Source organism: Reyranella sp. (assembly GCF_052439685.1).
Lineage (GTDB): Bacteria > Pseudomonadota > Alphaproteobacteria > Reyranellales > Reyranellaceae > Reyranella.
This window is the reverse complement of record NZ_JBQVQG010000005.1, coordinates 26,449-52,887: the sequence shown is the minus strand read 5'-3', so window position 1 is coordinate 52,887 and position 26,439 is coordinate 26,449. Positions and strand designations below refer to the sequence as shown.

26 protein-coding genes, 1 tRNA gene and 1 pseudogene are annotated in these 26,439 nt (G+C 66.5%); 16 read left to right on the top strand and 12 right to left on the bottom strand.

Annotated features, from left to right (window positions below; genetic code table 11):
- Positions 1-19: 19 nt before the first annotated feature.
- Genes lon through ACT6UX_RS08740 form a run of 4 tightly spaced genes read right to left on the bottom strand, consistent with a single transcriptional unit; the run spans position 20 to position 4,212 of the window.
- Positions 20-2,401, bottom strand: a complete 2,382-nt coding sequence (lon, locus tag ACT6UX_RS08755) for an endopeptidase La (RefSeq protein ID WP_444774960.1) — start codon at positions 2,399-2,401, stop codon at positions 20-22.
- A gap of 17 nt (positions 2,402-2,418) precedes the next feature.
- The gene (locus tag ACT6UX_RS08750; RefSeq protein ID WP_444774763.1) at positions 2,419-2,841 is read right to left on the bottom strand and encodes an Hsp20/alpha crystallin family protein; all 423 of its coding nucleotides are present in this window, start codon (positions 2,839-2,841) and stop codon (positions 2,419-2,421) included.
- A gap of 54 nt (positions 2,842-2,895) precedes the next feature.
- A complete protein-coding gene (locus ACT6UX_RS08745; protein ID WP_444774762.1) occupies positions 2,896-3,777 on the bottom strand; it encodes a DMT family transporter in 882 nt (293 codons plus the stop codon).
- A 12-nt stretch (positions 3,778-3,789) separates the two neighbouring features.
- The gene (locus ACT6UX_RS08740; RefSeq protein ID WP_444774761.1) at positions 3,790-4,212 is read right to left on the bottom strand and encodes a DUF4864 domain-containing protein; all 423 of its coding nucleotides are present in this window, start codon (positions 4,210-4,212) and stop codon (positions 3,790-3,792) included.
- 229 nt (positions 4,213-4,441) lie between these two features.
- On the opposite strand from ACT6UX_RS08740, the gene ACT6UX_RS08735 reads away from it, so the two are divergent.
- The 10 genes and pseudogenes from ACT6UX_RS08735 (at position 4,442) to ACT6UX_RS08690 (ending at position 12,056) form a co-directional block, all read left to right on the top strand.
- Positions 4,442-4,518, top strand: a tRNA-Arg gene (locus ACT6UX_RS08735).
- A 463-nt stretch (positions 4,519-4,981) separates the two neighbouring features.
- On the top strand, positions 4,982-6,004 hold the full coding sequence (locus tag ACT6UX_RS08730) for a PIN domain-containing protein (protein ID WP_444774760.1): 1,023 nt from the start codon (positions 4,982-4,984) through the stop codon (positions 6,002-6,004).
- A 760-nt stretch (positions 6,005-6,764) separates the two neighbouring features.
- Positions 6,765-7,688 carry a bile acid:sodium symporter family protein gene (locus ACT6UX_RS08725; RefSeq protein WP_444774759.1) on the top strand — a complete coding sequence of 308 codons (924 nt, stop codon included), beginning with the start codon at positions 6,765-6,767 and terminating at the stop codon, positions 7,686-7,688.
- Positions 7,640-8,542, top strand: a pseudogene (locus ACT6UX_RS08720) (DUF2254 family protein); the annotation flags it as partial. The gene ACT6UX_RS08725 and the pseudogene ACT6UX_RS08720, both read left to right, overlap by 49 nt.
- An 11-nt stretch (positions 8,543-8,553) precedes the next feature.
- Complete coding sequence (locus ACT6UX_RS08715; protein ID WP_444774758.1) at positions 8,554-8,979, top strand: DUF2254 family protein; 426 nt, start codon at positions 8,554-8,556, stop codon at positions 8,977-8,979.
- Positions 8,980-8,985: 6 nt separating this feature from the next.
- Positions 8,986-9,342 carry a hypothetical protein gene (locus tag ACT6UX_RS08710; protein WP_444774757.1) on the top strand — a complete coding sequence of 119 codons (357 nt, stop codon included), beginning with the start codon at positions 8,986-8,988 and terminating at the stop codon, positions 9,340-9,342.
- Positions 9,343-9,347: 5 nt separating this feature from the next.
- Positions 9,348-9,695, top strand: coding sequence for a DUF1622 domain-containing protein (locus ACT6UX_RS08705; protein ID WP_444774756.1), 348 nt, complete (start codon positions 9,348-9,350; stop codon positions 9,693-9,695).
- 67 nt (positions 9,696-9,762) lie between these two features.
- On the top strand, positions 9,763-9,930 hold the full coding sequence (locus ACT6UX_RS08700; RefSeq protein ID WP_444774755.1) for a hypothetical protein: 168 nt from the start codon (positions 9,763-9,765) through the stop codon (positions 9,928-9,930).
- Between the two features lie 121 nt (positions 9,931-10,051).
- Complete coding sequence (locus tag ACT6UX_RS08695) at positions 10,052-11,269, top strand: SGNH/GDSL hydrolase family protein (protein WP_444774754.1); 1,218 nt, start codon at positions 10,052-10,054, stop codon at positions 11,267-11,269.
- A 25-nt stretch (positions 11,270-11,294) separates the two neighbouring features.
- A complete protein-coding gene (locus ACT6UX_RS08690) occupies positions 11,295-12,056 on the top strand; it encodes an SDR family NAD(P)-dependent oxidoreductase (RefSeq protein ID WP_444774753.1) in 762 nt (253 codons plus the stop codon).
- 83 nt (positions 12,057-12,139) lie between these two features.
- Here the strand turns inward: ACT6UX_RS08690 and ACT6UX_RS08685 are convergent, their stop codons facing one another.
- Positions 12,140-13,009: a shikimate dehydrogenase family protein gene (locus tag ACT6UX_RS08685; RefSeq protein ID WP_444774752.1), complete on the bottom strand. Its 870-nt coding sequence runs from the start codon at positions 13,007-13,009 to the stop codon at positions 12,140-12,142.
- Positions 13,010-13,076: 67 nt separating this feature from the next.
- Positions 13,077-13,559 (bottom strand): peroxiredoxin, encoded by a 483-nt coding sequence (locus ACT6UX_RS08680; protein ID WP_444774751.1) that lies wholly within the window; start codon positions 13,557-13,559, stop codon positions 13,077-13,079.
- A gap of 165 nt (positions 13,560-13,724) precedes the next feature.
- On the opposite strand from ACT6UX_RS08680, the gene ACT6UX_RS08675 reads away from it, so the two are divergent.
- Positions 13,725-14,321, top strand: coding sequence for a YqgE/AlgH family protein (locus ACT6UX_RS08675; protein ID WP_444774750.1), 597 nt, complete (start codon positions 13,725-13,727; stop codon positions 14,319-14,321).
- Between the two features lie 224 nt (positions 14,322-14,545).
- On the opposite strand, the gene ACT6UX_RS08670 is transcribed toward ACT6UX_RS08675, so the two are convergent.
- From ACT6UX_RS08670 to ACT6UX_RS08645, 6 genes are all read right to left on the bottom strand, one after another.
- Complete coding sequence (locus ACT6UX_RS08670) at positions 14,546-18,067, bottom strand: indolepyruvate ferredoxin oxidoreductase family protein (RefSeq protein WP_444774749.1); 3,522 nt, start codon at positions 18,065-18,067, stop codon at positions 14,546-14,548.
- A 131-nt stretch (positions 18,068-18,198) separates the two neighbouring features.
- Positions 18,199-18,675 carry a tetratricopeptide repeat protein gene (locus ACT6UX_RS08665; RefSeq protein ID WP_444774748.1) on the bottom strand — a complete coding sequence of 159 codons (477 nt, stop codon included), beginning with the start codon at positions 18,673-18,675 and terminating at the stop codon, positions 18,199-18,201.
- Positions 18,676-18,735: 60 nt separating this feature from the next.
- Entirely contained in the window at positions 18,736-20,403 is a 1,668-nt protein-coding gene (locus tag ACT6UX_RS08660) for an adenylate/guanylate cyclase domain-containing protein (protein ID WP_444774747.1), read from the bottom strand.
- Between the two features lie 4 nt (positions 20,404-20,407).
- On the bottom strand, positions 20,408-20,758 hold the full coding sequence (gene arsC / locus ACT6UX_RS08655) for an arsenate reductase (glutaredoxin) (RefSeq protein ID WP_444774746.1): 351 nt from the start codon (positions 20,756-20,758) through the stop codon (positions 20,408-20,410).
- A gap of 33 nt (positions 20,759-20,791) precedes the next feature.
- On the bottom strand, positions 20,792-21,343 hold the full coding sequence (locus ACT6UX_RS08650; protein WP_444774745.1) for a regulatory protein RecX: 552 nt from the start codon (positions 21,341-21,343) through the stop codon (positions 20,792-20,794).
- A 4-nt stretch (positions 21,344-21,347) separates the two neighbouring features.
- Positions 21,348-22,013 carry an HAD-IA family hydrolase gene (locus tag ACT6UX_RS08645; RefSeq protein WP_444774744.1) on the bottom strand — a complete coding sequence of 222 codons (666 nt, stop codon included), beginning with the start codon at positions 22,011-22,013 and terminating at the stop codon, positions 21,348-21,350.
- 118 nt (positions 22,014-22,131) lie between these two features.
- On the opposite strand from ACT6UX_RS08645, the gene ACT6UX_RS08640 reads away from it, so the two are divergent.
- From ACT6UX_RS08640 to ACT6UX_RS08620, 5 genes are all read left to right on the top strand, one after another.
- Positions 22,132-22,809: a TetR/AcrR family transcriptional regulator gene (locus ACT6UX_RS08640; protein WP_444774743.1), complete on the top strand. Its 678-nt coding sequence runs from the start codon at positions 22,132-22,134 to the stop codon at positions 22,807-22,809.
- A gap of 82 nt (positions 22,810-22,891) precedes the next feature.
- The gene (locus ACT6UX_RS08635) at positions 22,892-23,335 is read left to right on the top strand and encodes an SxtJ family membrane protein (RefSeq protein ID WP_444774742.1); all 444 of its coding nucleotides are present in this window, start codon (positions 22,892-22,894) and stop codon (positions 23,333-23,335) included.
- A gap of 18 nt (positions 23,336-23,353) precedes the next feature.
- Entirely contained in the window at positions 23,354-23,506 is a 153-nt protein-coding gene (locus ACT6UX_RS08630; RefSeq protein ID WP_444774741.1) for a DUF5989 family protein, read from the top strand.
- A 15-nt stretch (positions 23,507-23,521) separates the two neighbouring features.
- Complete coding sequence (locus ACT6UX_RS08625) at positions 23,522-25,357, top strand: carbamoyltransferase family protein (RefSeq protein ID WP_444774740.1); 1,836 nt, start codon at positions 23,522-23,524, stop codon at positions 25,355-25,357.
- Positions 25,358-25,376: 19 nt separating this feature from the next.
- Positions 25,377-26,366: an NADPH:quinone oxidoreductase family protein gene (locus tag ACT6UX_RS08620; protein ID WP_444774739.1), complete on the top strand. Its 990-nt coding sequence runs from the start codon at positions 25,377-25,379 to the stop codon at positions 26,364-26,366.
- The last annotated feature ends 73 nt before the right edge of the window (positions 26,367-26,439 follow it).

The following is a 26,439-nucleotide window of genomic DNA, read 5'->3' as shown; positions in this document are numbered from 1 at the left end:
AACATGAAGTGGAGGAAGATCAGCCCTCTTCGCTCTCGTCCGGCGCATCCGGCGTCAGCGCCTGCGCCACCGCGTCGTCGACCTTCTCGAGCCAGATGAACTCGAGCGTGTTGCGGACTTCCTCGGGGATGTCGTCGTAGTCGCGCTTGTTGCGCGCCGGCAGCATCACGCGGGTGATGCCCGCCGCCGCCGCGGCCACGACCTTCTCCTTGATGCCGCCGACCGGCAACACCAGGCCACGCAGGCTGATCTCGCCCGTCATCGCCGTGTCGCTGCGGATGGTGCGGCCGGTCATCAGCGACGCCAGCGCCATGAACATCGCAACACCGGCGCTCGGCCCGTCCTTGGGCGTGGCGCCGGCCGGCACGTGGACATGGATGTCGTTCTTCTCGAACAGGACGGCATCGAGGCCGATCGATTTGGCCTTGTTCTTGAGCACGCTGAGCGCCGCCTGCGCGCTCTCTTTCATCACGTCGCCGAGCTGGCCGGTGAGGATCAGCCGTCCGTTGCCGGGCGAGCGCGTCGCCTCGATGAACAGGATGTCGCCGCCCACCGGCGTCCAGGCGAGGCCGGTGGCCACGCCGGGCACGCTGGTGCGCATCGCCACGTCGTTCTCGAAGCGCACCGGTCCCAGCAGCGCCTCGATGTCGGCCTTGCCGATCTGCACCTTCGTGGCCGAGCCTTCGGCCACCTGCACCGCGACATGGCGCAGGGCGCGGCCGATCTCGCGTTCGAGCCAGCGCACGCCGGCCTCGCGCGTATAGCCCTCGATGATGAGTTTCAGCGCCTCGTCGTCGATTCCGGCCTGCTCGGCCGTGAGCCCGTTGGCTTCGAGCTGGCGGCGCACGAGATAGCGCTTGGCGATCTGCAGTTTCTCGCCCGCCGTGTAGCCGGTGAGCGAGATGATCTCCATGCGGTCGCGCAGCGGGCCGGGGATCGTGTCCAGCATGTTGGCCGTGGCGATGAAGACGACGCGGCTGAGGTCGAACGGCACGTCGAGATAGTTGTCGCGGAACGTGCCGTTCTGCTCGGGGTCGAGCACCTCGAGCATCGCCGCCGACGGATCGCCGTGCACGCCGCTGCCCATCTTGTCGATCTCGTCGAGCATCATCACGCAGTCGCGCGACCCCGCCTTGCGGATCGCCTGGATGATGGTGCCCGGCAGCGCGCCGATATAGGTGCGACGATGGCCGCGGATCTCGGCCTCGTCATGGACGCCGCCCAGGCTCACACGGGCGAACTTGCGGCCCATGGCCCTGGCGATCGACTGGCCGAGCGAGGTCTTGCCGACGCCCGGCGGTCCGGCGAAGCACAGGATCGGCGCCTTGCCTTCGGGCGCCAGCTTGCGCACGGCGAGATACTCGACGATGCGCTTCTTGATCTTCTCCAGGCCGAAATGATCGGCGTCGAGCACCTTGCGCGCCTCGGCGATGTCGATCGGCTGCGTCTCGGGCAGCGCCCAGGGCAGCTCGACCAAGGTGTCGAGATAGGTGCGGATCATGCCGTGTTCGGCCGACGCCTCGGGCGTGCGCTGCAGGCGGCGCAATTCCTTGCGCGCGGCCGTCTCGGCCTCGGGCGGCATCTTTGCGTCGGTGATGGCCTTGTCGAGATCGGCGATCGCCTGCTTGTTGGAATCGTCCTCGCCCAGCTCGCGCTGGATGGCAGCCATCTGCTCGCGCAGCACCATCTCGCGCTGGCGGGCGTCGAGCGAACTCTTGGTCTTGCTGCCGATCTCGCTGCTGATGCGCAGCACCTCCAGGCGCTTGGACAGGAGCTGGGTCACCTTGTCGAGGCGCGGCACCAGGTCGAGTGCCTCCAGGATCTCCTGCTTCTCGTTCGGCTTGGAATCGAGATAGGAGGCGGCGAGGTCGGCGAGGGCGCCGGCGGAGGTCGTGTTCTCGACCGTCTGCCGCAGTTCCTGCGGGACCTGCGGCAGCAGTTCCAGCGTGTCGCGGATCTGCTGCTTCAGCACGAGGAAGCGCGCTTCGATCTCCGGTCCGCTGGTGGTCGGCTCGACCAGATGCAGGCCGCGCGCCAGCAGGAACGGATATCCCTCGACGAAGTCGGTGATGCGGAAACGCTGCACGCCCTGGCAGACGATGTGATGGTTGCCATCGGGCGTCGTCACATAGCGCAGGACGTTCACGACCGTGCCGACCGGATGGAGATCGGCCGGCACCAGCTCTTCCTTCGCGGGGTCGCGCTGCAGCACCAGCAGGATCTGGCGCTGTTCGCGCACGGCCTGCTGGATCGCGGCGACCGACGAGGGGCGGCCGACGCTCACCGGGAACACCATCTCCGGGAAGAGCACGAGGTCGCGCACCGGCACGACGATCAGCGCGTCGGACGGCAGGGGCTTCGCGTCGGGCTTGGTCTCGGCTTTCGCATTCACGGGCTGCATCACGTCATCCTGCGGGCTCATGGCTGCCTCCGCGTCGCGGCCTTGGTCAGGGTCACGACGAGGCAACCGTTCGCCTCGAAGCGCCGCACCTCGCCATACACACCGGGCGGCAGCGCCACCCGACGCTCGAAGCGGCCCTGCGGCAGCTCCATGCGATGGATCTTGGCCGTGCGCAGCTCGGCCGGAACCGTGCGCTCGCCGGAAAGAACGAGCGTGCCGTTCTCGATCACCGCCTCGACCTTCTGCACGTCGACGCCGGGCAGCGCGGCCAGGATCAGCACCTCGCGCTCGGTCTCGATCACGTCGACCGGCGGCTCCCAGTTGGCGCGCAGGCGGCCTGCCGTCTGCGGCCGGAATACCTGGCCATGCAGCCGTTCGGCCTGCGCCAGCATCTGCAGCGCTTCCGACCACATCCAGTCTCTGGGATCGCCTCTTTTCATGAACCCGGGCCTCCAAACCCGCCCCAATGTGGGAATTGAGATCGACGGCGGCAACTACCGCGTCCGGCCGGGCACCAGCGCGAGCCAGAGAGAGATCACGGTCGAGCCGATGGCGACCGCCTGCAGCAGCGAAAGCGGCTCGTGCAGGATCAGGATGCCGCTCACGATCGCCACGATGGGAATGGCAATGGACGAGAGCGCCGCCACCTGGGCCGGCAGCAGCTTCACCAGGGTGAACCAGACCATGGTGCCCAGCGCCATCGGGATGGCGCCGGTGTAGATCGTGGCGATCAGGACCTTGGTGGACGGCCAGTGTGTCGGCAGCCCGTCGAAGATCAGCGCGCCCAACGCGACCGGCGGCAGGGTGATCACGATCTGCCAGAAGGTGAGCGAGGGGCCCATGCCCGACCAGTTGGTGCGCTTCACCACGAAGGTGCCGATCGCCCAGCAGAAGCCGGCCAGCAGGCCCCAGAACAGGCCGAGCGGCGCGGTGGCGTAGCTCTGGAAGTTGGGGATCATCAGGGCCGCGACCGCGGCGGCGCCGATCGCCAGCGCCGCCAGCAGGCGGCCCGTCAGCTTCTGGCCGAACACGAGGAAGCCCAGCAGCGCCACCCAGAGCGGCATCGTGTAGGCCAGCACCGAGGCATGGCCGGACGGGACGTAGAGCACGGCCAGCGACGTCGCGATGTTCCAGATGCCGATGTTCATCGCCGAGGCGAGGATGAGCGCCGGCCATTTGCCCTTGGGAACGGCGAAGTTCTCGCGACGGATCAGCAGGATCGCCGTCAGCACGATCGCGCCCGTCGACAGAACGATGGTGCGGAACGTCAGGACCGGCAGCTCGTCGAGCGCGATCCGGAACAGCGGCCAGTTGGTCCCCCAGACGAGGGTGAGCGCGCCGAGCAGCGCCAGCACCTTGGGCGAAACGCGAGACATGGGAGCGGACGATCAGGCCTGTGGCTCTTCGGACGCCTGCAGATAGCAGCCTTCGATGCGCCAGCTGCCGTCGGCCTGCCGCGACATCGGATAGAAGGCGGTGACCGGCCGCCCGTCGGGACCGATCACATGGACCTTCTGCGTCACCATCCCCTCCAGGGTGACGATCTCGCGGAACTCGACGGCGCGCGGCCGATAGACCGGCCGGTAGCCCTGCCGCACCATGTCCATGAACGTGTCGGGGGAGCCGAACATGCCCTGGATGGCGGGCGAGGCGTAGCCGAAGGCCGCCTCGCCGTCGTCCCGCCGAAAGGCCTCGATTTGGCGCTCGATCACGTCGCGGATGGCGCCCCGGTCGGGCTCGGAGACCTGTGCCTGCGCCGGCAGCGCCAGGGCAAGGAGTGCGCCGAGAAGGGCGAGGAAACGCAGGACCATGACGTCACTCTACGCCCGCGACGGTGGTGGCGCGACAGAAGGTGCGCGGCCGAGCTGTGAAATCGCGCGATCGGGCCGACAGGCGACCCTCTGGGCCAATTCGGCCTCCGAATCGGGCCGAGAGCGGCGCGCGGTCGCAGTCGAAAAAGGGCTGCGACTCGGCTTGCATCGCCGGGGCAGTTTCACTAGGGTGCGCCCCTCTTCGCCGGACCTCTCGGGGTTCGGCCGTGCGCCCGTAGCTCAACTGGATAGAGCATCTGACTACGAATCAGAAGGCTGGAGGTTCGACTCCTTCCGGGCGCGCCATTTCTCTCCTCAGCAAAATCAGCCTCTTAATCTAAGATCTCTGCGGGGCGGGATTGGGCGTTAGTCCCTCTCTTACCCTTGCGGCGGGGCGCGTAACCCAATGCTGGGGATAGAGAGCAACATGATGCGGGTACTAGGGCCCGCTATCAGCGGGCCGTGCTCAACGGTGTTTCAGAAGACGCCACATTTGGGCGAGGCGTCCTCGCGTCCAGATCGTTCCGGAGGAATACTAGAAGCCAGTCGGCATCTAAACGTGGCACCACGGACGGGGCGACTAGCGCTTCGAAATATCCTGAATGTGAAAGACAAGAACACTACTATGGGCAAGCTCCGCCACGTGTTCGAGTACATGGCGCCGGACCCCAATTGAAGACTGTGATCTGCATCTGAACAAGCCCTTCGGGGGCTTTTCGATGGTAGGGCTCGATTCACTCACTGCCAGCTCTGGTGGTAAAGACAGCCCATGCTTCGCATTATGCTCGACACAAACATTTGGATAGACCTTGCGGGAAACTTCAAGGAACAGCCCCTTCTTCTTGTCCTGGAGCAGCTGGTTCGGGAGGGGAAGGCGGAACTGATCGTGCCCTCAATTGTGAGGAAGGAATACGAGGCGAAGCGCGAGGGAACCGAGCGCGTCGCTGTGCAGCGCGCAACAAGTGCCTTTGCGAACGCCAAGTCAATCGTAGAGCTGCTGGGTGCTAGCGAAGAAAAGGAGCGGGTGCGGGACATGTTGACCGACCTAGGCCAGAAGTATCCGCTCATGAGCGAGGTGCCCAAATTCTACGTCCAGCGCGTGCGAGACCTGCTGGAATCGGGGAGGCAGCTTGAGCCCTCAACAGACGTGAAGGTCAAGGCAGCGACCCGTGCAATGGAAAGGCAAGCCCCCTGCCATGGGAATAAGAACAGCATAAACGATGCGGTCATTATCGAGATGTACGGCGAACTGGTTCGCACGGGAGCGCCTGATGACCAGTTCGTGTTTGTCTCGAAGAACTATCATGACTTTAGCGCGCCGAATGGCAATACGACGCCGCATCCGGACATAGTGAGCTACTTCGTCAGCCCGCAGGCCCATTATTTCATCGAATTGCCGGAAGCGCTTGAGGCAGTGGCCCCGGAGGAGCTCGAAGAGGCGAACTACCAGGCTACTGGCCAGCCGGAACCAAGAACATTCAGCGAGATCAGTGATGCCATGGACCTTCTATGGGATCAGATTTGGTACAACCGGCACAAGGTGTATGAGAAGAAGATCACTAAGGGGAAGGTGAAGCTGGTTGAGACCAAAAAGCCGGCTGACATGTTCGACCCGAGTACGCAGAGCGCAGAGGTCTGGGGCATGGCTCAGCAGGCGGCTCAGCGCGTCGTCGACAAGCGCGGCCTGCAGAACTTGGGGCCATGGACCGACTTCGAGTGGGGAATGCTGAACGGCAAGTTGTCAGCGCTTCGGTGGGTCTTGGGTGACGAGTGGGATTTCCTCGATACTTAATTGCTGTTCACATTCGGAAATTGGCGGGGAGGCGAAATCCTTTCGGGCGCGCCATTTCTCCTCAGAAAAGTGAGCGCTTCTAGCCGCGTGATACCAGCCGTAGCCCTTCTCTCGTCCCGCCAGGTAGAAGCGCAGATTCTCGGCAGGCATAAGGACTGCGATTCTTGGCTTCGACCTTGCGCAGTGTGCTCGAGTGCGCAGCGGCGACGGCCACGATCTCCTCGGCGCTGTCTGACGTCATCCTGAATGCTTGGTTGGCTCGACGATTTGTCCATGAGTGGATACTTGCTCGCGTCCAGGCCCGTTCAGAAACGATCTGCTAAGCCAGGGCGCTCGCGGCAGGCGACAACTCACATGGGCAACCAGGCAAGAGGCCTGGCAGGCCATTGGAGGCGTCAGGCTTTGGTCGAACAAACGAAATAAACGAAACAAACGAAATAAATGAAGCGGAGGTCGCACCTCCTGAAACAGGGTGTCCTGGCACTTCATATTGTGCGCCTCCCGATATACGCCTCAGGATCTGGTTGATTTCCTGGGTTTTGCCTTAGCTGATGGGAGCGTTTTCAGGCCTTCCGGCTCGATCGCGTCTCCTGGGGCGCGACTCCTCTCCGGGGCGCGCCAATTCTCTTCAGCCATTGAATTGAAGGTGCCGTCCGGGTCGGCGGCACAAGGGGCATGCGCTCCTGGCTCTGCGGCTGTTCGACGAGGCCGCGCCCGACGCCTAGCGGTGGGGGGCAGGGGGGCGAGCTGATCGCGATCTTTGACGACGATCAAGGCGCGGATCGGCCTCTCGCGCCAACGATCTGCCATGGAAGGCATCCAGGGCCTCGCGGAGTTCGCCATCCGGCCGGCGGTGATCCTGTTCATGGTCGGGAACCTCCTGGCCATCGGCCTCGAGACGGACGGGCGCGCCGCGCTGGCGCCGCTGCGGGACGCGCGCTTTCTCGTGGCCGTCATGCTCGTGGACTGGCTGTTCGCCCCCGTGCTGGCGATCGTCCTCGTCCGGGTCCTGCCGATGGCGGAGCCTTATGCGGTCGGCCTGTTGCTCGTGTCGCTGGCGCCGGCCGCGCCCTTCCTGCCCCTGATGGTCCGGCGTGCCGGGGGCGATCCCAGCTATACCGCGGCGTTCATGCTGGTGGCGGCCGTCGGGACGGTCCTGTTGATGCCGCTCGGCGTTCCGCTGGTCGTGCCGGGTCTCTCGGTCGAGACGTGGGCGATCGCCCGGCCGCTGCTCGTGTTGCTGGTTCTTCCGATGGGAGCTGGCATTGCGCTGCGCACCCTGCATCCGCCGGCCGCGGACACGGTGCTTGGCGTCGCCCGGCCCGTCGCGGGCGCGGCGACGGTCGTGCTCCTGGTTGCGATCGCCCTTCGACATGCGCAGGGCTTTGCCGATGCGGTCGGCAGTTTCGCGATTGCCGGTCAGATTCTCTACGCGATCGGCCTCATGGCGGGCGGCTATCTGCTGGCGATCCGTCTTCCGCCGGAACGGCGCAGCGTCGTTTGCCTGGGAGCCTGCACGCGCAATCTCGGCGCCGCCCTCGCGCCCTTGCTCGTCGCCGATCCCGATCCCCGCACGACCGTCATGGTGGCACTCGGTGTCCCCGTGACCCTCGCGGCGACCTGGCTGGCGTCACGATGGCTCGGCCGCTCGAGGGGTGGCGCCCTCTCGAAGGAGGCACGATGAGCTGGCGCCTGCGCTATCGTCTGGGCGAGTTCGCGCGCGCCTCGTTCTGGCTGTTTCCCGTGCTGGCGCTCCTGGTCGCGTGGCTGGTCGGGAAGCTGGTTCTCGAGCTGCTTCCGAATCCGCATTGGCCGCGCTTCGACGATGGCGATGTCGAGGGCATGCGGGTTGCCATGGCGGCCTTCGCCTCCTCGATGCTGACGTTCATGGTCTACGCCGTTTCGGCGCTGCTGCTGGCCGTGCAGCTCGCCAGCGGCCAGATCACCCCGCGCATCATCGGAATGACCTTCAGCCGCTGGGAGATGAAGGTCTCGGCCAGCGTCTTCGTCTTCGCCTTCGGCATCACGATGGTGGCGCTCGCCAATACGTCCGACCAAACCCGGCACGGTGGACTCATCGTTCTGGCCATCGTGGGCAACGTCCTGGCCATCGCCACCTTCTTCTGGTTCGTGGAGGAGGTCGGCCTCGGCTTGCGGCCGGTGACGGTGCTGCAGAAGGTGTTCGCCGACGGCAAGGAGGCCATGGACAGCGTCTACCAGGGTGCCTTCGATGGCGGGCGTGCGGAAAGCCAGGCGGGCGCTCCGGAGGGCGTCGCGTGCGAGAGCCGTATCGTCGAACGCATGGGCCCGTCGGGGACCTTCCTGGCCTTCGGTATCCGCGAGCTCGCGGCATTGGCGGCGAGCGCGGGCTGCACGATCGAGCTGATCCCGCAGATCGGGGACTTCGTCTCGACGGGCGATCCGCTGGCGCGCCTCTATCCGCCCGACGCGCGGGTGAGCGATGAGGCGCTCAATGCCCTGGTCGCCTTGGGGCCGGAGCGGACGATGCGGCAGGATCCGATGTTCGCCTTCCGCATCATGGTGGACGTGTGGCGTCGCGTGCCCTTTCGCCGGCCGTCAACGATCCGACCACCGCGGTGTTGGCGATCGATCAGATCCACCGGCTGCTGCGCTACGCCGGCCAGAAGAATCTCGACAATGCGAAGGTTCACGACGCGCGCGGGACGCTGCGGCTGGTCTTTCCGACACCCGACTGGGACGACATCGTCGATCTCGCCGTGACCGAGGTGCGCCAGTACGGCGCCACCAGCACCCAGGTCGTGCGTCGTCTGCGGGCGATGCTCGAACACCTCGTCGACCGGTTGCCGGCGGCGCGTATTCCAGCGCTGCAAAGTGAACTGGCGCTGCTCGAGCAGACCGTGGCGCGCACATTCCCCGAGCTCGAAGATCGACGGCGCGCGAACAGGGGCGACCTGCAGGGGCTCGGAGGATCATCGGGCCGGTCGGACGAGTAGGTCGGCTTGGTGCCGACGGTTGACATAAGTCAAGGCAGGCCGGCTTCGCGCCGCTATGGTTCGATTTCCGCCAACAGGGATCGCGCGATGAAAAGAGGCCGGGCCAGACGTCGCCAGTCCGCGCAGCAAGCCTATCCTGGGCTGATCCGCAGCGACGACCGGCTGGAAGTCTGGTTGATGCAAGGCGGCAGGACGATCCAGCAAATCGGATGCATCGGCGTCCCGCTCGCCCGAGATGCCCTGCGCCACGGGGAGGATATGGTGGCGGACATGTTCGACGAAGCGCGCCGCACGCTCGAACGGCGCCAGCCTGTCCGGCGGCTGGCTCCTCGTTCTCCGAGGACGACGCGCGGGGCTGCCTGATGCAAATGGCGATCGACGCACTGGCCTCCACCGCGGGCCACATCGTGGAACTGATCGGCGTGCTCATCCTTCTGGCCGGGGCACTCATTGCAATCCTCGCCTGCCTGGTCCGCCTGCGACGCGGTGCGACCCTGCACGATGCCTATCGTGGGCTTCGAGCCGACCTCGGACGGTCCATGTTGCTCGGCCTGGAGTTCCTGGTCATTGCCGACATCATCGGCACCGTCGCCATAGAACCCACCCTTCACAATCTTGCCGTCCTCGCGGTGATCGTCGCGATCCGTACCCTGCTGAGCTTCGCCCTCGAACTGGAAGTGAATGGACGCTGGCCTTGGCAAAAGGGTGAGAAGTAAACGTTCCTGTTTTTTGAAGCTCGCCGCGAACCCTATGTGCTGACGGGCGCCGTGAGGGCGCCCATCGATGCAGAGAACCTTCGTCAATCCGATGCGCGGTGATCCCGCGCCGCGGTTCACGGCCGCGATGGTGAGCAATCCGCGCTACATCTTCGACAACGTGGCGGGGCGCTCTGTCGTGCTCTGTTTCTTCGTCTCGGACAGCCCGCCGCGCGCCTGCGCTTGTTCGGCGTGACGATCGATCCGAAGGACAAAGACGACGAGGCGGCGGCGAAGATCCGGATGCCCAACAATCGGTTCCTCGATGCCTCGGTCGGCGCGTACAAAGGGGCCTGACCTCAGACCCGTTCGGACCCGTGTCGAAATTCCTTCGCTCCATCGGCCTTCTCGGCCTCCTCGTCGTGGCCGGCGTCGCGGCCTGGCTGTTCGGCCGGGGCGAGCTGCACGTCTCCGGGCCGCGGACCGAGTATTTCCTCTACGTCGCCGCGCTGCTCGCGCTCGTCCTCGTCGTCGCGCGCTGGCCGCGTCTCTCCGGCACGCTGCTCGTGCTGGCCTGTGTCGAGTTTGCCTGGGGCCTCGGCTCCTGGGCGCTGGCGCCACCCGGCTCGCCCTCGCTGCTGCCGCCGGCCACTGCCGAGCCGGCGCGGTTCCAGTGGCATCCTCTGCTGCAGGCGGTCCCGGCGCCCGGCCTTGCCTTCACCAGCGCGACGGGGCTCGCCATCCGTCATTCCTCCCAGGGCACGCGCGGCCGCGATCCCGATCCGGCGCGGCTGGCCGGCAGCGGTGTCGTGGCGACCTTCGGCGGCTCGGCGACCTACGATATCGGCAATGGCGAGGGCGACACCTGGCCCGAGCGGCTGGACGAGGCGCTGCGCGGCGACGGGCTGATCGTCGTCAATCACGGCGTCCCCGGTTACACGACGGCAGAGCACGTGCTGCAGACAGCCTTCTATCCCGACAGGTTCGGCAAGGCGCCGCGCTGCGCGGTCTACTTCGTGGGCTGGAACGATCTGCGCAACGCGCACATCCCCAACCTCGATGCCGGCTATGCCGACTTCCACATGCCGAGCCAGGTCGATTCGCTGAAGGTCCGGCGGGTCGGTGGCTCGAACGTCACGATCTCGCCGCTGCTCACCGTGCTGACGCGTCTCGTCTCCGCCGAAGTCGACACGGTGCGCTATGCCAAGGATCCCTATGCGCTGCCGCCGGTCGCCGGTCCCGATGCGGCGGTCGCGGCGATCTTCGAGCGCAACATCCGCTCGATCTCGGCGCTCAACCGGGCGCGCGGCACGCCGACGATCTGGGTCGGGCAGGTCGTCAATGCCGAGCGCCTGCAGGGCGAGGGCCTCTATGGCTGGCTGCCGCGGGTGCGCGACCGCGATCTGCCACGGCTGCTGAAGGACTCGAACGCGCTGCTCGAGCGGACGGCCAGGGCGCTGGGCGACACCTATGTGGCGCTGCCGGAAGAGGCGTTCGGTCCGGCCGACTTCGTGGACCAGGGACATTTCTCGGCGGCCGGCGCGCGTCGCTTCGCGGCCCTGCTGGCGCCGGCGGTGCGGCAGGCTTGCCGCTAGGCGTGCGGGATTCTACTCCTGTCCCATGGCTTCCCCGTCCCGCGTCATCCTCATCACCGGTGCCTCCTCGGGCATCGGCGCCGCAACCGCCCGCGCCCTGGCCGCGCCCGATACGGCGATCGCCCTGCATGCGCGGCGCAACCGGGCCGGCCTCGAACGGGTCGCGGGCTTCGCGGCCGGTGCGGGCGCGCAAACCCTGATCCTCGAAGGCGATCTCGCCGAGTCGGGCACCGCGGCGCGCCTCGTCGAGGAGACCGTGAAGGCGTTCGGCCATCTCGACGTGATCGTGAGCAATGCGGGCTTCGCCAATCGCGCCCAGGTCGGCGAGCTCGACCGCGCGGCCTGGGATGCCAGCCAGGCCGCGATGACGGCAGCGTTCTTCGAACTGGCGACGGCAGCCAAGCCGTGGCTCGCGAAGGCCGGCGCGGCCGGGCGGCTGGTGGGCGTCTCCTCGTTCGTGGCGCATGCCTTCGCGCGCGGCCTCATCACCTTCCCGGCGTCGGCCGCGGCCAAGGCCGGCATGGAGGCTTTCTCGAAGGCCTTCGCCGTCGACATCGCGGGCTCGGGCGCGACGGTGAACTGCGTGGCGCCCGGCTTCATCGAAAAGGATCCCGACGCCCATGTCGCCGTGCCGCGCGCCGGGATGGAGAAGGTGGCCCAGTCGATTCCGATGGGCCGCTATGGCAAGCCGGCGGAAGTGGCGGCCCTGATCGCCTTCCTGTGCTCGCCGGCCGCCAGCTACATCACCGGCCAGACGCTGCATGTGAACGGCGGCGTCACGCTGTAGGGTCTTTACGAGGGGCGAGCTCCCACGACCTCATGCTCAGCATGAGGTTGGGACGGTGATTTCAGCCGCTTCATGGGAGCGCCTCAGCCGATCGAGCGCACCAGGCGGATGATGTCGATGCCCTTGGTGTCGATGCCGAACCAGTCGAGGTAGAGCGGCACCTGGTGGTCGAGCATGTGACGGCCGTGGTGGATGCGGCGCCCGTGGGTGCGGGCGCGTGTGAGCAGCGGCGTTTCGATCGGGCTCATGATCACGTCGGCGACGACGACGTCGGCATCGAGCGTCATTGGGTCGAAGGCCTGCGGGTCGTCGGGACGCAGGCCGAGCGCCGTCGCGTTGATCGCGATGTGGATGCCTTTCGGCGGCGTCCTGACTTCGGCGACCGGCACGTCGGGATAGTGACTCAGCAGCCGGTCGATCGCCTTGCCGGCGCGCGCTTCCTGAAGCTCGGTGACCAGCAGGCGGCCGACGCCGGCTTCGCACAGCGCGGCCGCGATGGCGCCACCGGCGCCGCCCAGCCCGACCAGCCAGACGCTGGCACCCTTCACGCGATGACCCTGCGCTTCCAGTCCGCGCACGAAGCCCAGCCCGTCGACATTGTCGCCCGCCACCGTGCCGTCGGGGTCCCGGCGCACCAGGTTGACGCTGCCGGCCGCTTTCGCGCGGGGCGTGGCGCGGCCCACCAGGTCGAGCATGGCGGTCTTGTGCGGGATGGTGACGGTGAAGCCCCCGAGGTTTCGCATCTTGGCGAGCCCGTCGAGCATCAGCGGCAGCAGATCGGGACCGCCCTCAAAGGGCAGCCAGACGGCGTTGACTCCGGTGGCGGCGAAGACCTGGGACATCAGCCCGGTCATGCGCAGCTGGCGGATCGGATCGCCGATCGTGCCGTAAAGACGCGTGGCGCCGTTGACCTGGAACAGGCCGTCGAAGAGGTGCGGGTCTGTCGGGTTCATGAGCCCCCAAAGAAAACGGCGGAGCCTGCGCTCCGCCGTCGATCTTGGCCGTACGGGATGCCCGACGCTAGAGATTCTTCAGCACGTACTCGGCCGAGGAAACCTCGAAGGCGCCCGGCTTCTCGACGAACAGGTGCTTGATGGTGCCGTCCTCGACCACCATGGCGTAGCGCTGGCTGCGCGTGCCGAGGCCGAACTTGGAGCCGTCCATCGTGAGGCCCATCGCCTGGGTGAACTCGCCGTTGCCGTCGCCCAGCATCATCACCTTGTCTTCGGCCTTCTGGTCCTTGCCCCAGGCGCCCATCACGAAGGCGTCGTTGACCGAGATGCAGGCGATCGTGTCGACGCCCTTGGCCTTCAGCTTGTCGAACTCCGTGACGAAGCCCGGCACGTGCTTGGCCGAGCAGGTCGGGGTGAACGCGCCCGGCAGGGCGAAGGCGACGACCTTCTTGCCCGGTGCGAAAAGCTCTTCGGTGGTCACGGCCTTGGGGCCCTCGGGACCCATGGTGCGCAGCGTGGCGCTGGGGACCTTGTCGCCGACTTTCGCCATTATTAGCTCCTTAATATGCGCCGCCGAACCGCGGCCTTTGCGAACCGGCGGACCCTAGGCCGGGGTTGGGTTTTTGTCCATGGAAGGCCCGTTGTCGGTAAGGTGAGGCCCCGGCCGCTTGAAGTTTGGCCGGACAATCCCCATGGATATGGGAGAACATTGCGTATGCCCGGGCCCAGCTCTCCCGCCGCCACATTGGTTGGCCGCTTCCTGGTCGCCGCGCCGTCCATGCCGGACGAGCGCTTCCAGAAGAGCGTCGTCTTCATCTGCAAGCACGATGACGATGGTGCGCTCGGTATCATCGTGAACAACAAGGTCGACGACCTGCCGCTCGGCCAGGTCTACAAGCAGCTCGGCATCGAGGTGCCGAAGCGGGTGGCCGACGGGCCTGTCCTGTTTGGCGGTCCGGTCGAGACCTCGCGTGGCCTCGTGCTGCATTCGGCCGACTACAAGCGCGACGAGACGCTGCTGATCGACGGCGGCATGGCGCTCACCGCTTCGCTCGAGATCCTGAAGGACATGGCGGGCGGCACCGGGCCGAAGAATGCCTGGCTCGCGCTGGGACATTCCGGCTGGGCGCCCGGCCAACTCGACCGCGAGATGCAGGACAATGCCTGGCTGGTGGTCGACGGCGATGCCGACCTGGTGTTCGACGCCGATCTCGCCGCCAAGTGGCAGCGTGCGCTCGACCGGTTGGGCCGCGGCGGCCCCGGCGCCAAGTTCGATCTCGCCTCCTTGTCTCCCCAGTCCGGACGCGCCTGAGCGGCGCCGGCGCTTCTATGCATTGCGATCCGTCAGGTGTGCATGCCCGCGCCCGGATTGCGCTTACCTTCCCCAGGAGAACCGGCCTATAGCCCGAAGATGCCGGCTGCCAGCCTCCCTTCGCGGCCGGCATGCGTACCCGGGACGTCCGCGTTCCTTCCCCAAACCCCTTATAGGGAGTGCGGGCGTCCCGCCCTCGCGCCGAGTGGCTCCTCGGCGCCGCCTCATTCAGCGGCGATCGACTGGCTGGCGGGGCTGCGGTAGGCGGCGAGCAGCGACGCCTCGCGCTCCTTCGCGGCCTTCACGTTCTTCTCCTTGACGTGGCCGAAGCCACGCATCGTTTCCGGCACCGACGCGATCTGTACGGCAAGCGCGTGGTTGTCCTGTCCCAGCGTGGCCAGCAGCGTCTCGACCGTGGCCTCGTACTCACCGATCAGCCGCCGCTCCATGCGCCGCTCCTCGCTGTAGCCGAAGATGTCGAACCGGCCGCCGCGCAGCCGCTTCAGCGACGCCAGCAGGCGGAACGCCGGCATCACCCAGCCGCCGAATTCGCTCTTCTTCAGCTCGCCCGTCACCGGATCGCGATCGGCGAACAGCGGCGGCGCGAGATGGAAGGTGACCCTGTAGTCGCCTTCGAACTGTTGGCGCAGCTTCTTGTGGAACTCGCCATCGCTGTAGAGGCGGGCGACTTCGTATTCGTCCTTGTAGGCCATCAGCTTGTAGAGCGACTTGGCGACCGCTTCGGCGAGGCCGCGGCGGCCCGGCGCCTTGGCCTTCTCGGCCTTGGCGACCTTGTCGACCAGTGCGCGATAGCGCTCGGCATAGGCCCTGTCCTGATAGGAGGTCAGCAGCTCGACCCGCCTGGACACGATCTCCGGCAGCGTGCGCGCGACCGGCTTCTCGATCCTCATCGCCGGCTTGGCGGCCGCCTGCACGGTGGCGAGATTGTGCGCGGCGAGGCGGCCCCAGTCGAAGGTACGCTTGCTGCTCTCGACGGCGACGCCGTTCAGCTCGATGGCGCGCATCAGCGCCTCGAACGACAGCGGCACCAGGCCCTTCTGCCAGGCATGGCCCAGCATGAAGAGATTGGTGGCGATCGAATCGCCCAGGATCGCGGTGGCGAGACCGGTGCCGTCGATGAACGAGGTGGCCTCGTCGCCGGCGGCATCGCGGATCGCCTTCATCATGGACTCGGCGCCGAGGTCCATGTCGCCGTTCATGACGAAGGCGGCGACCGGCTGGACGTGGCCGTTGATCACGGCCTTGGTGATGCCCTGTTCAATGCGCGACAGCGCGGCCGGCGAGGCGGCCACGACCATGTCGCAGCCCAGCACCAGGTTGGCGCCGCCGGCGGCGATGCGCACGGCATGGAGATCCTCGGGCTTGGGCGCCAGCCGCACATGGCTCATGACCGCGCCGTTCTTCTGCGCCAGCCCGGTGAAGTCGAGGACGGTGCAGCCCTTGCCTTCGAGGTGGGCCGCCATGCCGATCAACGCACCGACGGTGATGACGCCGGTGCCGCCGATGCCGGTCACCAGGATGCCGTAAGCTTCGCTGAGAGGCCGCAGGGTCGGCATGGGCAGCGACGCGAAGGGATCCTCGGCCACGACCTCGAGCTTGCGGCGACGTGCCTTGGCGGGAACGCCGCCATGCACCGACACAAAGCTCGGGCAGAAGCCGTTCACGCAGGAAAAGTCCTTGTTGCAATTGCTCTGGTCGATCTGGCGCTTGCGACCGAGCTCGGTCTCGAGCGGCTTCACCGACACGCAGTTGCTCTTCTCGGAACAGTCGCCGCAGCCTTCGCAGACGGCGTCGTTGATGAAGACGCGCTTGTCGGGGTCGGGGAAGGTGCCGCGCTTGCGACGGCGGCGCTTCTCGGCGGCGCAGGTCTGGTCGTAGACCAGGACGGTCAGGCCCGGGATTTCGCGCAGCTCGCGCTGCACGGCGTCGAGTTCATCGCGGTGGCGGATCGTGACGCCATGCGCGAAGCCGGCATTCATCGGATACTTGTCGGGCTCGTCGGTGACGACGACGACCTTCTTCGCCCCCTCGGCCTCGACCTGCCGCGTGATCTCGGGAACCGTGAGCGGCCCGTCGTGCGGCTGGCCGCCGGTCATCGCGACGGCGTCGTTGAACAGGATCTTGTAGGTGATGTTGACGCCGGCGGCGGCCGACTGGCGGATCGCCATCAGGCCCGAATGGTAATAGGTACCGTCGCCCAGGTTCTGGAAGATGTGCTTGTCGGAATGGAACGGCGCCTGGCCGACCCAGCCCACGCCCTCGCCGCCCATGTGGGAGATCAGCGAGGTGCGCCGCTCGGGCATCCAGATCGCCATGCCGTGGCATCCGATGCCGGCCATGGCGCGGCTGCCCTCGGGCACCTTGGTCGAGGTGTTGTGCGGGCAGCCCGAGCAGAAGAACGGCGTGCGCGCGACCTTGGGCGGCGGCGCCGACAGCAGCTTCTCCTTGCCTTCGAGGCGGGCGAGGCGCTGGCGCAGCTCGGGCGATTCGCCCTCATGCTTCATCAGGCGGCCGGCGATCACCATGGCGACGCCGGTCGGCGTGAGTTCGCCTTCGCTGGGCAGGATGATGCGGCCGCTTTCGTCGGCCTTGCCGATCACCGTCGGGCGGCGGTCGGCCGGCAGGTGATAGAGGATGCGCAGAAGCTGGTCCTCGAGGTTGGAGCGCTTCTCCTCGACGACGATGACCTCCTGCAGGCCTTCGGCGAAGCGCCGTGCGCCTTCGGCCTCCAGCGGCCAGGTCACGCCGACCTTGTAGAGGCGGATGCCCAGCGCCCGCGCGCGGGCATCGTCGATGCCGAGATCCTCCAGCGCCTGACGCGTGTCGAGATAGGCCTTGCCGGTCGTCATGATGCCGATGCGGGCCTTGGTGCCGGCCTCGGTCGGCTCGATCACCGTGCGGTCGAAGCGGTTGGCGCGCACGAAGGCGGCAACCGCCGCCATCTTCGGCCCGTGCAGGCGCTTCTCGGCTTCCAGCGGCGGATCGGGATTGCGGATGCCCAGACCGCCCGGCGGCAGCTGGAAGTCGGTCGGCATCACGATCTGGATGCGTTCGGGATCGACCCACACCGAGGCGCCACTCTCGACCGTCTCGGAGATCGCCTTGAAGCCGACCCAGCAGCCCGAGTAACGCGACAGCGCGAAGCCCAGGATGCCGTAGTCGAGATATTCCTGGACGGTCGCGGGATTGACGACCGGAATCATGGCCGCGGCAAAGACCTGCTCGCTCTGGTGCGGCAGGGTCGAGGACTGGCAGCCATGGTCGTCGCCGGCCAGCGCGATCACGCCGCCATGCGGCGAGGTGCCGGCCGCGTTGCCATGTTTCAGCACGTCCATCGAACGGTCGACGCCGGGGCCCTTGCCGTACCAGATCGAGAAGACGCCATCGACGGTGGCGCCGGGGAACAGGTTGGTCTGCTGGCTGCCCCACACCGATGTCGCCGCGAGATCCTCGTTGAGGCCGGGCTGGAAGTGGATGTTGTTCTCTTTCAGGTAGCGCTTCGCGCCCCACAGCGCGTTGTCGTACATGCCGAGCGGCGAGCCGCGATAGCCGGAGATGAAGCCGCCGGTGTTGAGGCCAGCCGCGAGATCGCGCTGGCGTTGCATCATGGGAAGCCGGACCAGCGCCTGGATGCCGGTCATGTAGACACGGCCCTTGCCGAGCCGGTAGCGGTCCTCGAGGGCGTAATCGCCGAATACGAGCGGAACTGGGGTGACGGTGCTCATCGCGGGAGCCCTCCGATGCGGCGGCGTGAACGGGCGTTTATTCCGCCGCAGCATAGCGGGCGAAGCCGCCGGCGGAAAAGCCTATCGAGGCCTACCGCCGTTCCGAATTCCGCCGAGGCTCCGTCCGTCCGCTAGTTCGTCGCCGGACGCTTACCGGCCTTGTAGTCGGCGATGGCGGCCTTGAGCTGGCGGTATTCGGCGCAGCCGAAGGTGCAGAGCGAGTCGAGTCGCGCCAGTTGCTGTTCGGCTTCCGGCAGGCGGCCCAGCATCAGGTAGGCCTCGCCGAGATATTCGTAGGCGCCGATGTGGCGGGGATCGATCGAAAGCGCCTGCTGATAGTATTGCAGCGAAGCGTTGGGATCGCCCGACTTGCGCGTGGCGAAGCCCATCAGGTTGTAGGCGTCGGCATTCTTCGCATCCTTGGCGACGACCTGCTGCAGCAGCGGCAGCGCGCCCTTGTAGTCCCTTGCCTCGATCATCGCCTTGGCGCGCGTGTAGTTGGCGTCGACCGGCTTGGCCGGCTCTGCGGTCCCGCCGGCTGCCTGGACGGGCAGGGACGGGCCAAGGGTCATCACGGCAAGAGCCGCGGCGAGGAAAAGAGATCGCATGGGATGGCCTCCTGAAGGTCCCGCATCTTGGACGGGCCTACCTGCCGGACAACGAAAATCTCATGACATTGCCGTGAGATCAGACGCCCGGGCGATGGCGCGGACGGAGAGCCGGCCCTGCCGGCCGCGAATCTCGACCTCGTGGCGAGGCGCTTCGCCGAGATCGATGCCGGCGCGGTCGAGCAGCTCCTGCGACACGACCAGCTCAACGGCGAACTCCTTGGTCAGCGATTCGAGACGGCTCGCCGTGTTCACCGTGTCACCGATTGCGGTGATCTGGGCCGCGCGCGCGTAGCCCATCTCGCCGACTATGGCAGGGCCGGCATGGAGGCCGATGCCGATGCGGAGCGGCTGGTCGAGATCGCCGGACATCGCCTCGTTGAGATCGGCGAGGGCCAGCGCCATGCGGCGTGCCGCATCCAGTGCCTGGCGGCAGGCGACCCGGGGTTCCTGGTTGAGGCCGAAGATCGCCATGACGCCGTCGCCGATGAACTTGTCGAGACGCCCGCCTGCGGCTTCGACCGCCTGTCCCGTGGCGCGGAAGTAACGATTGAGCAGGAAGACGACGTCGTAGGGAAGCTTGCCTTCCGAAATGGTGGTGAAGCCACGGATGTCTGCGAACAGCACGGCGATGTAGCGCTCGCCGCCATGGGCCAGGGGCTGCCGTCGATAGGCTTCGACCGGGCCGGCGGCGGCCGGCAACAGCAGCGCCACACGATAGTGCCCGGGCGGCGGGCGCAGCTGGCAGGCAAGGCGGACGTTGGCCGGGGCGCCGATACGCGCTAGCACCTTCGCTTCCTCGGGCGACGCGGGTGGCAAGCGGTGACGATCGTCACCGCTGATGCGGACACGGCACGTCGAACAGCGGCCTCGACCGCCGCAGACCGAGGCGTGAGGAATGCCGGCCACACGGCTCATCTCGAGGATCGACAGGCCGGTGGGCTGGGTCACGCTGCGACGGTCGCCGTAGTCGAGCCGCACCACACCGGCGCGCCGTTCCCAGAGATCGCGCAAGGGACGGGCGGCGATCGCCACCGCCAGCAGCGCGAGCGCCGTGTATTCGAGTCCGGCTGCGATCGAGTAGAGGTGGGCGATCTGCCCGGGGGTGGGAATGTGCGCCCGCTCGAACAGGGCTTCGAGGAAGCCGGGACGCTGCGCCAGCTCCGCGACGTCGCGCAGCGCGACCGCAGCGCCGGCAAGGCTGGCGGCGGGAATCAGAAGCGCCACGGCGTAGAGCAGCGGCAGCCAGTCGCGATACCAGGGCTTGAGGCGCAGCGCGAAGTGCAGGCCGATGCAGCCATGCATCCAGACGACGAGCGGCAGGGTGAACTGCCTCACGACACCGGTCCAGCTACCGGCGACGAGCGTGCCCAGCACCCACGGATATCCAGGCTGGACGTCGTAGAGATCGGCCGCCAGGCGCGTGCCGGCGACATGGATCGTCCCCAGGGGAATGATTGCGGCGCCCAGGAGCCATTGCGTCCATTCCCAGCGCGACAGTTTCAGCGCGCGCCGCCGATAGAGCGACCACAGTGCGAGCAGGAAGTGCGCCAGCAGCGACCCGTAGAGCAGGATCTGGCCCGCGGGATTGCTCCAGACGAGCGTGAACCAGTGGCGTCCTTCTTCGAGGACGCGCAGCGACACGAGGCCGAGCGCATGATTGAGGAGATGGGTGACGACGTAGAGGAAGAGGACGTAGCCCGACCAGAGGCGAAGCCGTCCGGTCATGGCGTCATTTCAGCAGAGGCAGCACTGCCTCGGGCGGGCGGCCGATCACGGCGTGCTTGCCTTTCACGACGATCGGACGCTGCAGCAGCACGGGGTGGGCGGCGATCGCATCCACGATCTGGGCCGTGGTGAGATCGGCCTTTTTGAGCTTCAGTGCCTTGAACTCCGCCTCGCCGTCGCGGATCAGCGCGCGCGGATCGCCGCCGACCAGCGCCACGAGCTTCTCGACTTCCGCCTTGCTCGGCGGCTCCTTGAGATACTCGCGGACGGCCGGCTCCACGCCGTTGCTTTTGAGCAGGTCGAGAGTCTGTCGCGACTTGCTGCAGCGCGGATTGTGCCAGATCGTGACGGTCATGCGGTCCTCGTTGGTCGAACCATGGCGAGCGGTTCAGGTTTCGTCCAGAGACTCGGGATCGCTCGCCTCGATGACCTTGCGGGCGAGCTCGTAGGCGAAGCCGGCGCGGGCCATCGAGGCGAGGTCGCGCGGTTTGTTGGCCTCGCGGTCTTTCATGCGCCAGGGGCCGAGCCGTCGGCGCCGGGCGAAGGCCAGCGCAGCCTGCAGCTCGCGCTCGGCCGGGGCGGTCCCGAGCTCGTCGTCGAGCGCTTCCATGGCCTTGTCGACATCCTCGCGTCCAACACCCGCAACCTGCAGACGCTGGCGCGTCAGGCGCCCCGACAGGCCGCGGCGGTGCAGCGCGCGCGCCTTGGTCTGGGCGAAGGCCTTGTCGTCGAGCAGGCCGGCCGTCACGAACTTCTGGACGACCGCCTCGATGGCCTCGTCGACATTGTCCATCACCGGCGCGTCGAGGAGCCTGGCCTTGGAGACCCGTCGCCGCAGGACGCGTCGCAGCCCCTCGGCTGAACTGGCATACCGCTCGAGATAGAACACGGCGGCGTTCTGCAGATATTTCGCCGTGATCGGGGAGGCGGTGCGCTTCACGGCGTCAGCCCCGCAGCGGAATCCCCACCATCGCCTGCAGCTCGTCGATCGCGACCTCGGGATCGACGACCTTGATGGTGCGCATGCCGAGCGCGCGGGCCGGCTTCAGGTTGATGCCGAGGTCGTCGAGATAGATGCAACGCTCGGGCGGCACGCCCAGGAGATCGCAGGCGTGCTGGTAGATGCGCGGATCGGGCTTGCGCAGGCCGACTTTGCTCGATTCGACGACATGCTCGAAAAGAGACAGGATTTCCGCGACCGCCCGGGCCTTATCCGGGCTACGCGCCATGCCGGGCCCTTCGCCCGCCTTCATGTTGTTGGTGATGCAGGCCACCCGGAACGTCGCCTTGCAGCGTCGCAGCGCCTCGACCATCTGCGGCCGAATGTCGCCGCTCAGTGCCTGCAGAATCTTCCAGCCCTCGACGCGATGGCCTTGGAGGCGCGCTTCCTCCTCAAACAGGTCGACGAAGCCCTGCAGCGAAACCTCGCTTCGTTCCATTTTGGCCCAGGCATTTGCATCGGGATTGCGCGCGTTCAGCCCTCGCAGGAAATCTTTGGGAAGACCGGCCTCCGCCTCGTAGCGGTTGAAGGCATCGAAGGGGCTGGAAAGGATCACGCCGCCGAAATCCCAGAGGACCGCGAGCGGGGTTTTTGCATGGCTCGTATTCATGGTGGTGCGACCGTCTTTACCTTGTTGCTGCCGCAGTCGGCCCTTATCTCACGCCCTCCATAGGCGACCGGTCGGACGTTGACCATCCAAGCCTGAACTCCGGATTAGGAATTTGCACATGAGCGAAGCAGCGGTAATGCCGCGCGGCAACGCAGTGGCGGTAGTGGCAGCAGGAACGGACTCGACTGGGACGGCTCGTCCCGATGGCCGCAATCGTCGCGCCGCCGAGACCCGTCGCAAGATCATCGAAGCCGCCAAGATCATGATCGCCGAGACCAGCACCGCTCCCACCGTGGTGGCGGTCGCACGTCGGGCCGACGTGTCGGTCCGCTCGGTTTTCCAGCATTTCGGCGACGTCGAGTCGCTTTTCGTAACTGTCATGGACGCAATCGGCCAGGACATCGTCGTGCCGCAGCAGCAGGCGTCGGATTCCCGTCCGCTGGCGGAGCGGATCGCCTCGGTCGTCCAGGGCTTCGCGGAAGTGTTCGACAAGATCGTGCCGCTGCGCGTCGCCGCCGGCCAGTTCGTCGACCATCCGGCCCTGCTCGAGCGCGGTGAAGCCTTCAAGCTTGAGTTGCGTAAGGCTACTTTCGAGGCATTCGCGCCGGAGTTCGCCAATCTGGGCGAGCAGGCCCGTGAGGATCTGGCGGATGCGATCGGGGCAGCGCTCTCGCTGGACGCCTGGATCGTCCTGCGCCGCCGGGACAAGCTCAGCTTCGACCGGGCCGCGGCTGTGTGGCGGATGACGCTGACGGCCCTCCTGGGCCATCGCTTCGCCTCGGTTGCGGCGGAATAGCCACCCCCTGCTGGTCGCCAATTGACTTGGCGTTTGGGATCAGAGAGTTAAGAGCCCCATTCAATTGACGAACACTCGGTAAATGGCGACCAGCCAGCTTCATGAAGACTTCTCGCGCGAAGAGCACGTAAAGGCGGGCTCGGATCGTGGCTTTGGGTTCGTTTTCGCAGGATTCTTCGGAATCCTGAGCGCCATCAACCTGTGGCGCCACGGCTTCGAGCACGGCGCCGCCTGGAAGTGGATGCTGCCGCTCGCGGCGGCCTTCCTGCTGGTGGCGCTCGTCTATCCGAAGCTCCTCGGCCCGCTCAACCGGCTTTGGTTGAAGTTCGGGCTGCTCCTCTACAAGGTCATGAACCCGCTGATCCTCGGCCTGCTGTTCTTCGTCACGATCATGCCGATCGGCCTCGTGATGCGGGCATTCGGGAAGGATTTCCTGCGGCTGAAGCTCGACCGCGATGCCAAGAGCTACTGGATCGACCGCAGCCCTCCGGGGCCGCCGCCGCAATCGATGAAAAATCAGTTCTGATTTCGAAAGGACCGATCCATGGGCTCAATTATCGTCGAACTCTGGACCTTCATGCGCGAGCGCAAGAAGTTCTGGCTGCTGCCGATCATGATCATGATGGTGATCTTCGGCGGCCTGATCGTGCTCACCAAGGGCTCGGCCATCGCGCCGTTCATCTATACGCTCTTCTAAAGGGTAGGACCTTCCATGCGGGTGCTCGGCATCTCGGCCTTCTATCACGACAGCGCGGCCGCGCTGATCGAGGACGGCCATCTGGTGAGCGCCGCACAGGAAGAGCGCTTCACTCGCAAGAAGCACGATGCGGGCTTCCCGCAGAATGCGGTCCAGTTCTGTCTGGACCGCGCCGGCATCAAGCTTCAGGACGTCGATTACGTTGCCTTCTATGACAAGCCGTTCCTGAAGTTCGAGCGCCTGCTCGAGACCTATCTCGCCTACGCGCCGCGTGGCTTCAATTCCTTCCGTATGGCCATGCCGCTGTGGCTGAAGGAAAAGCTCTTCCAGAAGACGCTGCTGCGCGACGAGATGAAGAAGTGGGAGCCGGACTTCGACTGGCAGAAGCGCCTGCTGTTCGGCGAGCATCACCAGAGCCATGCCGCTTCGGCGTTCTTCCCGTCGCCTTATGAAGAGGCCGCCGTGCTCTGCATGGACGGCGTCGGCGAATGGGCGACGACGTCGCTCGCCATGGGAAGCGGCAACAAGCTCGAGATGCTGCGCGAGATCCACTTCCCGCACTCGATCGGACTGCTCTATTCGGCCTTCACCTATTACACGGGTTTCAAGGTCAACTCGGGCGAGTACAAGGTCATGGGCCTCGCGCCCTATGGCGAGCCCAAGTTCAAGAACCTGATCCTCGACAAGATTGTCGACCTCAAGGAAGACGGTACCTTCCGCCTCGACCAGACCTACTTCGACTATTGCACCGGCCTGCGCATGACGAACGACAAGTTCGGCGCGCTGTTCGGCGGCGCGCGTCGCACCCCCGAAGAGACGCTGACGCAGCACCACATGGATCTTGCGGCCTCCATCCAGGCCGTCACCGAGGAGATCGTGATTCGCCTCGGCAAGTCGGTGAAGAAGGAAACCGGCGTCAAGAACATCTGCCTCGCGGGCGGCGTCGCGCTGAACTGCGTCGCCAACGGCAAGCTGCTGCGCGAGAACATCTTCGATGGCATCTGGGTGCAACCGGCGGCCGGCGATGCCGGCGGTGCGGTCGGGGCGGCCTATGCCGCCTATCACGGCTTCCTCGGCCAACCGCGCAAGCTGAACGGCCATATGGACGGCATGGCCGGTTCCTATCTCGGCCCGGACTTCACCGACGACGAGATCGCCGAGCGCCTGACGGCCGTCGGCGCCAAGTTCTCGCGCCTGACGCGGGACGAGATGATCGACCAGACGGCACAGGCGCTGGCCGACGACAAGGCGGTTGGCTGGATGCAGGGCCGCATGGAGTTCGGTCCGCGTTCGCTCGGCGCCCGCTCGATCCTGGGCGACGCGCGCTCGCCCTCGATGCAGAAGACGCTGAACCTCAAGGTCAAGTACCGCGAGTCGTTCCGCCCCTTCGCGCCGGCGGTGCTGCGCGAAGACGTCGACAAGTATTTCGAGTTCCACACCGACAGCCCCTACATGCTGATGGTCGCGCCGGTCGTCGAGGAGCGGCGCCGCAAGATGACCGCCGACGAGGAGAAGCTGTTCGGTATCGAAAAGCTGAATGTGCCGCGTTCGGACATCCCGGCCGTGACCCACGTCGACTATTCGGGCCGCATCCAGACCGTCCACGCGGAAACCAACAAGCCGTTCTACGACCTGATCTCGTCCTTCAAGGCCAAGACGGGCAGCTCGGTCGTGGTGAACACTTCGTTCAACGTGCGCGGCGAGCCGATCGTCTGCACGCCCGAGGATGCGTGGCGCTGCTTCATGGGCAGCGAGATCGAGGTCCTGGTGGTCGGCAACTGCTTCCTGCGCAAGGAAGACCAGGATCCGGCCCTCAAGCTCGACTACAAGAACGCCTTCGAGCTCGACTAGGCCGATGCGGGTGCCCCGCATGCGAGCCATAGTCTGTGATCGCCTGGGCGATCCTTCCGTTCTGCATATCGAGGAACGCCCGATCCCCGACGCGGGGCCGGGCGAGATCGTCGTGAAGGTGGGCGCCGCGTCGGTCAATTTCCCCGACGTGCTGATGGTCGCCGGCGGCTACCAGCACAAGCCCCAGCTGCCCTTCGTGCCCGGCATGGAAGGGGCGGGGACGATCCACGCCGTCGGCGCGGATGTCGCGAACTGGAAGCCCGGTGAGCGCGTGATCTTCGGCGTTCGTCCCGGCGCCTTCGCCGAGTACGTGAAGCTGAAGGCCAGCGGCAATCTCATGCGCCTGCCGGAGGGCTGGTCCTTCGCCGAGGGTTCGGGCTTTCGCGTCGCGGCGCAGACGGCCTATCACTCGCTGGTCCATCGCGCGGCGCTGAAGAAGGGCGAGGTGCTGCTCGTCCATGGCGCGTCCGGCGGCGTCGGCCTGGCGGCGGTTCAGCTGGGCAAGCATATCGGTGCGCGCGTGATCGCTACCGGCAGCGACGATGAGAGACTCTCGGTCGTGCGCGCAAACGGCGCCGACGAGGTCGTGAACTATCGCACCGGCGACTTCGTCGCGGCCGTGAAGGAGATAACGGACGGCAAGGGCTGCGACGTGATCTACGATCCGGTGGGCGGCGAGGTGCTGGAGAAGTCGGTGCGGGCGGCCGCCTATGGCGCGCGCCTGCTGGTCGTCGGATTCACCTCGGGCGGGCCGAGCAAGCTGATGTCCAACCACATCCTGATCAAGGGCCTGTCGGTGCTCGGCGTGCGCGCCGGTGAGACGATCCTGCGCCTCTCGCCCGAACTCGGCCGCGACTATGTCGAGGAACTGCCGCGGCTCGCGGCACTGGGCGTGATGCGCCCGCACGTCTCGCACCGCTTCCCGATGGAACAGGCCGCCGATGCCTTCCGCGTCCTGATGGACCGCAAGGTCGTCGGCAAGGTCGCGATCGAGATGATGTCGACGTAACATCGAGATGATGTCGACGTAACAAAGACCGTAGGTCTCTCCACTTCGCGCCGGAGCCTGCCCCGAGGGCTTC

Coding starts and splice junctions, on each gene's coding strand:
- ACT6UX_RS08730 (WP_444774760.1), top strand. CDS start 4,982: ATGCTTCGCATTATGCTCGACACAAACATTTGGATAGACCTTGCGGGA.
- ACT6UX_RS08705 (WP_444774756.1), top strand. CDS start 9,348: ATGGCGATCGACGCACTGGCCTCCACCGCGGGCCACATCGTGGAACTG.
- ACT6UX_RS08680 (WP_444774751.1), bottom strand. CDS start 13,559: ATGGCGAAAGTCGGCGACAAGGTCCCCAGCGCCACGCTGCGCACCATG.
- ACT6UX_RS08620 (WP_444774739.1), top strand. CDS start 25,377: ATGCGAGCCATAGTCTGTGATCGCCTGGGCGATCCTTCCGTTCTGCAT.
- arsC (WP_444774746.1), bottom strand. CDS start 20,758: ATGACCGTCACGATCTGGCACAATCCGCGCTGCAGCAAGTCGCGACAG.
- ACT6UX_RS08640 (WP_444774743.1), top strand. CDS start 22,132: ATGAGCGAAGCAGCGGTAATGCCGCGCGGCAACGCAGTGGCGGTAGTG.
- ACT6UX_RS08630 (WP_444774741.1), top strand. CDS start 23,354: ATGGGCTCAATTATCGTCGAACTCTGGACCTTCATGCGCGAGCGCAAG.
- ACT6UX_RS08625 (WP_444774740.1), top strand. CDS start 23,522: ATGCGGGTGCTCGGCATCTCGGCCTTCTATCACGACAGCGCGGCCGCG.
- ACT6UX_RS08700 (WP_444774755.1), top strand. CDS start 9,763: ATGCAGAGAACCTTCGTCAATCCGATGCGCGGTGATCCCGCGCCGCGG.
- ACT6UX_RS08750 (WP_444774763.1), bottom strand. CDS start 2,841: ATGAAAAGAGGCGATCCCAGAGACTGGATGTGGTCGGAAGCGCTGCAG.
- ACT6UX_RS08675 (WP_444774750.1), top strand. CDS start 13,725: ATGCCCGGGCCCAGCTCTCCCGCCGCCACATTGGTTGGCCGCTTCCTG.
- ACT6UX_RS08690 (WP_444774753.1), top strand. CDS start 11,295: ATGGCTTCCCCGTCCCGCGTCATCCTCATCACCGGTGCCTCCTCGGGC.
- ACT6UX_RS08670 (WP_444774749.1), bottom strand. CDS start 18,067: ATGAGCACCGTCACCCCAGTTCCGCTCGTATTCGGCGATTACGCCCTC.
- ACT6UX_RS08685 (WP_444774752.1), bottom strand. CDS start 13,009: ATGAACCCGACAGACCCGCACCTCTTCGACGGCCTGTTCCAGGTCAAC.
- lon (WP_444774960.1), bottom strand. CDS start 2,401: ATGCAGCCCGTGAATGCGAAAGCCGAGACCAAGCCCGACGCGAAGCCC.
- ACT6UX_RS08740 (WP_444774761.1), bottom strand. CDS start 4,212: ATGGTCCTGCGTTTCCTCGCCCTTCTCGGCGCACTCCTTGCCCTGGCG.
- ACT6UX_RS08660 (WP_444774747.1), bottom strand. CDS start 20,403: ATGACCGGACGGCTTCGCCTCTGGTCGGGCTACGTCCTCTTCCTCTAC.
- ACT6UX_RS08745 (WP_444774762.1), bottom strand. CDS start 3,777: ATGTCTCGCGTTTCGCCCAAGGTGCTGGCGCTGCTCGGCGCGCTCACC.
- ACT6UX_RS08645 (WP_444774744.1), bottom strand. CDS start 22,013: ATGAATACGAGCCATGCAAAAACCCCGCTCGCGGTCCTCTGGGATTTC.
- ACT6UX_RS08635 (WP_444774742.1), top strand. CDS start 22,892: ATGGCGACCAGCCAGCTTCATGAAGACTTCTCGCGCGAAGAGCACGTA.
- ACT6UX_RS08665 (WP_444774748.1), bottom strand. CDS start 18,675: ATGCGATCTCTTTTCCTCGCCGCGGCTCTTGCCGTGATGACCCTTGGC.